The 5,984-nt window shown below is 76.3% G+C and carries 5 protein-coding genes; 2 read left to right on the top strand and 3 right to left on the bottom strand.

Annotated elements, in window-relative coordinates; translation table 11 throughout:
- The 3 genes from C6N75_RS31095 to C6N75_RS16160 all read right to left on the bottom strand — a co-directional run.
- Positions 1–541, bottom strand: a 541-nt coding sequence (locus tag C6N75_RS31095; protein WP_258177447.1) for a DUF5682 family protein, incomplete at its 3' end; no start/stop codon positions are given.
- Positions 538–1,653 carry an ATP-binding protein gene (locus C6N75_RS16165; RefSeq protein ID WP_258177446.1) on the bottom strand — a complete coding sequence of 372 codons (1,116 nt, stop codon included), beginning with the start codon at positions 1,651–1,653 and terminating at the stop codon, positions 538–540. The genes C6N75_RS16165 and C6N75_RS31095, both read right to left, overlap by 4 nt.
- A gap of 367 nt (positions 1,654–2,020) precedes the next feature.
- Positions 2,021–2,473: a hypothetical protein gene (locus C6N75_RS16160; RefSeq protein WP_105869610.1), complete on the bottom strand. Its 453-nt coding sequence runs from the start codon at positions 2,471–2,473 to the stop codon at positions 2,021–2,023.
- Between the two features lie 205 nt (positions 2,474–2,678).
- Here C6N75_RS16160 and C6N75_RS16155 point away from each other — a divergent pair, with 205 nt between their 5' ends.
- Both C6N75_RS16155 and C6N75_RS16150 read left to right on the top strand, forming a co-directional pair.
- Positions 2,679–3,800 carry a hypothetical protein gene (locus C6N75_RS16155; RefSeq protein WP_105869609.1) on the top strand — a complete coding sequence of 374 codons (1,122 nt, stop codon included), beginning with the start codon at positions 2,679–2,681 and terminating at the stop codon, positions 3,798–3,800.
- A gap of 398 nt (positions 3,801–4,198) precedes the next feature.
- Positions 4,199–5,875 (top strand): DUF5691 domain-containing protein, encoded by a 1,677-nt coding sequence (locus C6N75_RS16150; protein WP_265737437.1) that lies wholly within the window; start codon positions 4,199–4,201, stop codon positions 5,873–5,875.
- The last annotated feature ends 109 nt before the right edge of the window (positions 5,876–5,984 follow it).

Raw genomic sequence — 5,984 nt, 5'->3', positions numbered from 1 at the left:
GCGCAGGGCCGGCCGCGTCGCCCCCCGGAGCACCGCCGGCCGCGTCCGCCCCTGCGTCAAGGTCGGCCGCGGCCGCCTCGGGGTCGCCGCAGTCGCCCCCGCCCCCGCCTCCTCCTCCGCCACCGTCCCCGTCGTCGGAGTCCCCCTCGCCGTCGGCCCAGGACGGATCGTGGGCCATGGCGAGCGAGTGTGCGGCGGGCAGGTCGACGAAGCGGACGGCGACGCCGTGGTCGAGGGCCCACCGCAGCGCCACCCACTCCGGGGAGAAGTCGGCCATCGGCCAGAAGGCGGCCCGGCCCGGGTCGTCCACGGCGTGGACGAGCAGCGCCACCGGTGGCCGCATGCCGGGGTCGGCGGCGAGCGGCAGCAGCGCGTCCGCCTCGGGCGGACCTTCGATGAGGACGGCGGCCGGCGCGGCGGCGTCCAGAGCGGCCCGGACCGCGCGGGCGGAGCCGGGGCCGTGGTGGCGCACCCCGAGCAGCAGCGGACCGCGGCCGGACGCGCCCCCGGCCGAGGGTGCGGTGAGGGTGGTGGCCGTCACTGCGTCACCTCCCGGCAGGCTCGGTAGAAGTCCTGCCAGCCGTCCCGCTCCCGTACGACGGTCTCCAGGTACTCCTGCCACACGGTGCGGTCGGCCGCCGGGTCGCGGACCACGGCGCCGAGGACGCCGGCGGCCACGTCCCCGGGGCGCAGCACCCCGTCGCCGAAGTGGGCGGCGAGGGCGAGGCCGCCGGTGACGACCGAGATGGCCTCGGCCGTGGAGAGCGTGCCCGAAGGGGACTTGAGCCTGGTGCGGCCGTCGGCGGTGAGACCGGCGCGCAGCTCGCGGAAGACGGTGACGACCCGCCGTATCTCGTCGGTGGCATCCGTGGCGGCGGGCAGGTCCAGGGAGCGCCCGAGCTGTTCGACGCGCCGGGAGACGATGTCGACTTCGGCCTCGGCGGTGGCGGGCAGCGGCAGCACGACCGTGTTGAAGCGGCGGCGCAGGGCGCTGGACAGCTCGTTGACCCCGCGGTCGCGGTCGTTGGCGGTGGCGATGAGGTTGAAGCCGCGCACCGCCTGGACCTCCCGGCCCAGCTCGGGGATCGGCAGCGTCTTCTCGGACAGCAGGGTGATCAGGGTGTCCTGGACGTCAGCGGGGATACGGGTCAGCTCCTCGATGCGGGCGGTCAGCCCCTCTGCCATGGCCCGCATCACGGGGCCGGGGACGAGCGCGTCGGGGCTGGGGCCCTCGGTGAGCAGCCGGGCGTAGTTCCAGCCGTAGCGGACGGCCTCCTCGGGGGTGCCCGCAGTGCCCTGCACCAGCAGGGTGGAGTCACCGCTGACGGCGGCGGCGAGGTGCTCGGAGACCCAGGTCTTGGCGGTGCCGGGGACGCCGAGGAGCAGCAGCGCGCGGTCGGTCGCCAGGGTGGCGACGGCGACTTCGACGATGCGGCGCGGCCCGACGTACTTCGGGGTGATGACGGTCCCGTCGGGCAGGGCGCCGCCGAGCAGGTAGGTGGCGACGGCCCATGGGGAGAGCCGCCAGCGCGGCGGGCGCGGCCGGTCGTCGGCGGCCCGCAGCGCGGCCAGCTCGTCGGCGAAGGCGTCCTCGGCGTGCGGGCGCAGCACCCCGGTAGCTCTGACTGTGGCGGTGCCGGTGGTTTCGGGCACGGTCTGGTCCCCCTCCGGATCGTGTGCGATCGGCTACGGGACCAACCGTGCACCACGCCACTGACAACGAAGGGTTTCCGCAGGTGAAGCGCTAAGTACGGGCGGCCGAAGCAGAGCTGACGGAAACGCAGGCCCGCGCGCCCCGACCGGCAGGACGGCGGACGACGCACGCCGGACGGCGGACTGCGGACTGCGGACGACGCACGCCGGACGGCGGCGGGGCCGGACACGGGGCATGGCGGCAGGGGATGGCGGCGGTGCGGGAACGGCGACGCCGCCCGACGCACCCCCGTTCGGGGGCACGCAGGGCGGCGCGGGTGGCCAGTGGCCACGGGCCCGGGGCCCAGGGGCCGGGGGCCGGTGTGGCTCAGCCGACGACCGGGGAGACCGCGACGCAGCCCGCGGCCGAGACGGCGCCCGCGCCCGACTCCTCGGACAGCGTCTTGCCCTGGTAGGTGATCTTGCAGGTGAGCTTTCCGTCGCCGGTCAGGTCCACGGCGGTCGGAACGACGGCCGGCGCCTCCAGGCCGCGCAGCGTCACCGTCTTCTTCCACGGCAGCGTGGGGTTCTTGACGGTCTCCATCTTGGGGTTGGCCGCCGACTCGCCGCCGCCCGCGTTGAACTCGATCGAGTCAGCCGAGTCTCCGGTCACCTCGTAGGTGACCTCGTACTCGGTCTTGGTCTGCTTGTCGATCTCCTTGCTCACCTCGTCCTTGGCCGCCTTGGAGGCCTCGTCGGCGATGTCGGAGCAGGCGCCGAGGCCGAAGACGAGCCCACCGGCGACAAGCGCGGAGGCGATGGAGCGGGTGATGCGGTGCATGGTGCGAAACCCCCCGTGAACACGAACGTTGGCAAGCGCAGAGAACAGTAAAGGAACAGCAAAGTCAACTCGTTACCGTCCGTGCGATTCCGCTCGACCACCCGCTCGATCACCCGCTCGGTTCCCTGCTCGAATCGCCGCTCGTCGCCCGCTCCGGCCCCTTGCCCGACGGCGATTGTCAGTGGCGGGTCGTACGGTCGTCGACATGGACCAACAGGGGGTGCGCAGGCCGGCGAAGGGGCCGCCCGGCGCGGTGGCTGACGACGCGTCCGCATCGACCGAGGAGGCGAGGCGGGGACGTCCACACGCCGGAAGCGGGGGCCGGGCGCGAACGGTCGCGGACGCGGCGGCGGCCAGGCGGCGCGCTGAGCGGCGGGCGGAGCGGATCGGCGCGGGGGTGGAGGAGCTGGGGCAGCGGCTGGCGGACCTGCTGCGCTCGGGCCTGGCGACGGCCGACCGGCCCGGATACGCGTTCTGGGAGGAGACCGCCGCGCGGATGGTGGACGCCCAGGCGCCCGGGCTGGCCGGACGGGTCCGCGAGCTGGGGGCGATACCGGGCTCCGGCCCGGACTGGCCGGGGCGGCTGCTGGAGGAGTGCGCCTTGGCGCACCTGCTGGGCCAGGCGTGGCACAGGGTGGGCGCACTGCCGGAGCCGCTGGCGGTGACGGTACGGACGCGGATGGGGCTGCCCGCGTCGCCCGGCGGCCCGCCGGTGCGCGACCGCTGGTCGGTGCTCGCCCGGTACGACAGATCCGACGGCAGGCTCACCACCCGGCGCACCTGGCTGTACGGGCAGGGCAGCGGGCGTACGGCACTGCTGCTGTCCTACGGTGCCGGGGGCCGACCACTCGGCGCGGCCCTGCCGGTGGGCGCCGTGCTGGACGCGGAGCTGACGGCCTACCCCGGGGCGGGGCAGTTGCGGGCCGAGTTGGGCGAGCGGTTCGGCGACCCGGCACCCAAGGCGTGTCCGCCGCCCGGCGGCACGGCCGCCGACGCCCTGGCGGCGTACGGGGCGGCGCTGCGGGAGGACCCGTGGCTGGAGTCCTGGCCTGGCACGCTGGCCGCGGTCGTCCCGCTGCCGGACGGGGACGGCGGCTGGCAGCTCGCCGAAGCGGACGGCACGGCGGCCGTCCCGGTGGCCGCGGCCGCGGTGGGCCGGCAGGGGCTGTGGCGACTGGCGGCCGTCTCCGGCGGTCACCCGATCACCGTCTTCGGCGAGTGCGGGCACCGCGGCTTCACCCCGCTCGCCGCCTGGACCACGGCCGCCGGAAGCGGGCCCGGGAGCGGGCCCAGCGGCGCCCCGCCACCCCTGGTAGCGCTCATCTGACGACGAAGGGAGAGGTCATGTCGGTGTCCCACACCGCACCGCGATCCGCCACCACCGCCCCGACCGCCTCGCCGGCTCGGCCGCCCGACTCCCTCGGCGGAGGGTGGCAGGAGCTGGTCACCGCCGCGCTGCTCGGCGTCGACCGCCGCCGCCCACCGGCCCGCCAAGGCGCCCCAGGATCGCCCGGCAGGCATGGCTCGCCCGGATCACCCGACAGACGCGCCTCGCCCGACGAGCCCGGCTCACTCAGCGGACACGATGCCCGGCATGGCTCTCGCGACGTACCCGGCTCACCCAGCGGACCCGATGCACCCCTCGAACCCGACTCGCCCGGCGAATCCGCATCACCCGGCGGACAGGGCGCACCCTCCGGACCCGGATCGCCCAACGGGCCCGGATTGCCCGGCGGTCCAGGCTCGCCCGCAGCACCCGGCAGGCGCGGCTCATCCGCCGGACCCGGCTCGCCCCTCCAACCCGGCTCGCCCCTCCGCCCCAGGTCGCCCCTCCAACCCAGTTCGCCCGGTGATGCCGGGGCGCTGCTCGACGCGGCCGCGGTGCACACCGTGCGGCGCAGGGCCGGGCTGCGGCCGGTCGCGCCTGCCGCCGCCCTGCCGCAGCCGGCGCCGGACGACGAGCGGCCCGAGCCGCCGGAGGCGGCCAGCCGCCGGCTGGCCCTGCTGTTGGCGGATCGGGCCGCCGCCGGCGCGGCTGGGGGCGGACGGCGGGGTACCGCGCCCGACCTCACCGAACTGCTGCCGCAGTGGCTGGCGGTGGCCCGACGCCGCGGCTACCGTGCCCCGGCCGCCCTGCTGCCCGCGCTGCTGGACGCGGCGCGGGCCCGGACCGACCTGCGGCCTGCGGTGCTGGCGTTCGCGGGACCGCTCGGGATGTGGCTGGCCCGGCTGAATCCCGAGTGGCGGTTCGCCCTGCGCGCCGCCCCGGGGGCCCCGGGCGCGGACGCGGACGGGGGCCCGGCCAGGCGGCGGTTGTGGGACGAGGGCCTATTCGCCGAGCGGATAGCCCTGCTCACCTCCGTACGCTCCCGGGAGCCGGCCGAGGGACGGGCGCTGCTGGCGTCGGCGTGGGCGACCGAGCGCGCCGAGGACCGGCTGATGTTCCTGGACTCCCTGCGCACCGGTCTGTCGCACGACGACGAGCCCTTCCTGGAGCAGGCACTGAACGACCGGAGCCGCAACGTCCGGTCCACCGCAGCCGAGTTGCTGTCCGCCCTGCCTGAGTCCGCCTTCGCCGCGCGGATGGCCGAGCGGTCGGCGGGGTGTGTCGGCCCGGACCGTACCGGCGGCGCCGGAGCGGTGATAGCCGTCGAGGCTCCCCACGAGTGCGACGAGGCCATGCGGCGGGACGGGGTGAGCGCCACACCGCCGACCGGACGCGGTGAACGCACATGGTGGCTGGTGCAGTTGGTGGAGGCCACGCCGCTGGGGGCCTGGCCGGGCCGGTTCGGCGGTCGTAGCGCCGAGGAGATCGTCGCTCTGCCCGTGGCGGACGGCTGGCGGGACGAGCTGCACGCCGCGTGGTGCCGGGCGGCGGTACGCCAGCGGGACGCGGCCTGGTCGCGCGCCCTGCTCGGCCCGCCGTCCGCTCCCACTGCGACCGGACCGGCCGCGGCCTCCCTCGCCGAGCGGTCCCGGTTGCTGTCGGTGCTGCCGCCGGACGAACGCGCGGGCTGGGTGGCCGGGTTCGTGTCGGCGCACGGACTGTCCGACGCCTTCCAGTTCCTCGGCACGTGCGCCGTGCCGTGGGCGGAGCCGCTGGGGCGGGCGGTGGTGGACGCCCTGGACATCGCCCGGGACGCGGGGAGTTACCCGTGGAGCTTCAGCGGTGTGATGGGGCTGGCCGAACGCTGCCTGGACCCGGCGGAGGCGGACCGACTGGACGTCCTCACCAGGCGGTCGGACGAGCCGGAGGACGCCTCATCCGGCGCGGGCGACTACTGGGCGGAGGCGTTCCAGCGGCTGACGGCCACCCTGCGGCTGCGCGCCGCCATGCTAGCAGAGCTGTCCGACGAGCCCGCCGCCCCCCGGAGGCCGGGAGCCGCCCCGCCCGCCGCATAGCCCGGAGGCCGCCCGCCTCCTCGGGCCGGAGGCGGGCGGCCGGACACCCGAGCAGTCGAGCAGTCGAGCAGTCGAGCAGTCGGGCAGTCGGGCAGTCGGGCAGTCGGGC

Origin of the sequence: Streptomyces solincola, assembly GCF_002982015.1 — a bacterium.
GTDB lineage: Bacteria > Actinomycetota > Actinomycetes > Streptomycetales > Streptomycetaceae > Streptomyces > Streptomyces solincola.
This window is presented reverse-complemented; position numbering and strand designations above follow the sequence as displayed.